The following is a 2777-nucleotide window of genomic DNA, read 5'->3' as shown; positions in this document are numbered from 1 at the left end:
GAAGTACGAAACTTCTCCGTCAGATCGGGTGTCGTCACCACGGTGACGTCCGAGAACCGTTGCAGCACCGCGCCGTCGAGGGTGGTGGCCGTCGCATCGATGCGGGCGTCGACCCGTCCGGCGCGCGGATTGTCCACCGTGAGCAGGAAGGGTTCGCCCGCGGGCAGCGGCCGGTGGTACTCGATCCGGCCGACCCCGAGCGGCAGGCACGCCGCGCCGAGCAGGCGGTGGCCGAGCACGGGCGGCCCTTGCAGGATCAGGTCGGCCTGGACCGGATCGTGCAGGCGTCCCGCGTACGCGCCGGCCGCCACGGCCGTGGCGGGCAACTCGCATTCGAGCACCAGCGCGGTGTCGGAGGCCGCGCGGATCACCCGCATGCCCTGCAACGCGGGGGCGTGGAACTGCACGCCGTCGCGGTAGATCACCGCCGCGTCGCCGACCTCGGTGTCCGGCACCGCGATCCGCGGCGCGGGCGCGGCGACCTCGGCCAGGGTGAGCGCGGCCCGGAAGTGCACGGCGGTCGCGCTGCGCACCGAGGCGCGCAACACCGTCGGATCGGTGGCATCGGGAGCCAGTTCGATGTCGAGTTCGTCGAGGGGACGGTCGAACACGATCCCCTTGAGCACCTCGAAATCGCGGACCCCCACCACCGAGCGACCGGGCGCGCGGCGCTCGGCCAGATGGATCATCGCGCCGAGTCCGAAGGTCGCGGGCAACACGATGTGCTCGCCCACCCGGTGCGCGGCGATGATCGGGTCCGCGGTCAGGCCGCGGATCGACCGCCGCGCGGTGACCGCGCTCGCCCCGCCCTCGTCCGGCCCCGACAGCGAAGCGGCAGGCCCGACGAGCACCACCGTGTCCCCCGCGCGCTCGGCGGTGAACTGTTCGGTGAACGCCGCCGCACCGGATTCCGGTGGCAGCAGCACGATCCCGCGCGCGTGGAAGTGCTCGCGCAGCGCGGGCGTCACCATGCCGCCGTCCCAGGCGCCCCAGTCGATCGCGGTGACGTGGCAGTCGGGATGTCCGGCGCGGTAGCTCGCCGCGAAGCGGCACAGCGCCTCGTTGGCGGCGGCGTAGTCCGCCTGTCCGGCGTTGCCGAACAATCCGGCCACCGAGGTGAACAGGATCAGGTGCCGCAACTCGCCCAGCGCCTCGAGCACGGCCGTCAGGCCGTCGATCTTGGGTCGCAGGACCCGCGCGATGGATTCGGTGGTCTTGGCGGGGATCATCGAATCCGCCAGCACGCCCGCCCCGTGCACCACGCCGGTGACGCGCTCGCGCACCGAGGCCAGCGCGGCACGCACCGCCCGCGCGTCGGTGACGTCCACGGCCACGTACTCGGCCCGCCCGGCCAGTGCCGCGAGGGTTTCACGCACCTCCCGGGTGCCACGGACCCCCGCGCATTCGCGCTCGATGTCGCGCGGGGTGACGCCGGTGCCCGCCAGGGCTTTCAGCGCCGCCCGCTTGAGATCGGCCTCGGCCACGCCCGCCGCCCACTCGGGTTCGGCGCTCAGTTCCGAGCGTCCCAGCAGGACGAACCGGGCCTCGCTGCGTTCGGCCAGGGCCAGCACGCAGGTCGCGGTGACGCCGCGCGCGCCGCCGGTGACCACGAGCACGTCGTCGGCGGTCAGAGTGCTCGCGGGCTGCTCGGCGCCGGGCCGCACATCGGTGACGGTCCGAGCGCCCGCGTGGCCGCTGGGCACCAGGGTGCGGCGCTCGCCCGCCGCGTCGATGCCGACCTCGACGGTGTCGCGGGCGGCGTCGGCCAGTTCGGCGAGCACCAGTTCGGCGACCCGCTCGCTCGGGACGGTCGGGTCGATGTCCAGGGCCCGGCAGAACAGCGAAGACTGTTCGGCCGCCAGCGTTTTCAGCACGCCGCCCGCGCCGCCGAGCAGCGCGGAGACCGGGTCGGCCGCGCCGCGATAGCCGAGATCGCCGTCGAGTCGGGTCACCGACACGAACGCCGGTCGCGGCGCGGTGGTCGCGGTCAGCCGAGGGATGAGCCGTCCTGCGGTCCTGATCAGTTCGGTCAGGCGGTGGCTCGCCTGCTCCCGGTCCGCGACGCCGCCCAGCAGCGCCACGCACACGTCGATCTCGTCGGTGTCGATCTCGTCCACGGCGCGCGCGAGACGCACCCGCCATCCGCGCGTGGCGAACGCCGATTCGAGGGCGGCGAGGTCCTGCTCGGTGTGCTCACCGAGATCGACCAGCAGCGCGCCGGTCCCGGCCGCGTGGACATCGAGGGCGATGTCGACGGCGGCCAGGGCGACGGTCTCGACGAGGTGCCGCGGGGTCGCCGCGGCCTCAGCTTTTGGGTGGACATCACCCCCGGTCGCGGAGGTCAGTTCCGCGACGATCTGATCCAGCGTGCGCAGCGTGCCCAATTGCTCCGGGCCCAGGTTCGGCAAATCCGGAAAGCGTTCCTGGAGAGCGCCGATCACCTGAACACGCTTGATCGAATCGACACCGAGATCGGCTTCCAGATCCCTTGTGGGATCGACCATCTCGACCGGGTACCCCGTCTTGTCCGCCACCACTTCCTGCAACGCCGTGCGCAGGGCGTCGGCCGACGGGCCGCCGGTCTGCTCCGGGGCCGCCGGTGCCTGCTCGTCGGAATCGGCCAGCAACTCCACGATCTGATCCAGCGTGCGCAAGGCGCCCAACTGCTCGGGCCCCAGATTCGGCAACTGCGGGAAACGCTCTTGCAGAGCGCCGATCACCTGCACGCGCTTGATCGAATCCACGCCGAGATCGGCTTCCAGATCCCGTTGGTGGGA

1 protein-coding gene is annotated in these 2777 nt (G+C 72.5%); it reads right to left on the bottom strand.

Annotated features, from left to right (window positions below):
* On the bottom strand, positions 1-2777 hold a 2777-nt coding region (locus ON30_RS27975), incomplete at both ends, for an SDR family NAD(P)-dependent oxidoreductase (protein ID WP_040711983.1).

The organism is Nocardia takedensis NBRC 100417 (assembly GCF_000308695.1).
Lineage (GTDB): Bacteria > Actinomycetota > Actinomycetes > Mycobacteriales > Mycobacteriaceae > Nocardia > Nocardia takedensis.
Note: the sequence above shows the minus strand (reverse complement) of the source record. Positions and strands in the feature narration are given on the sequence as shown.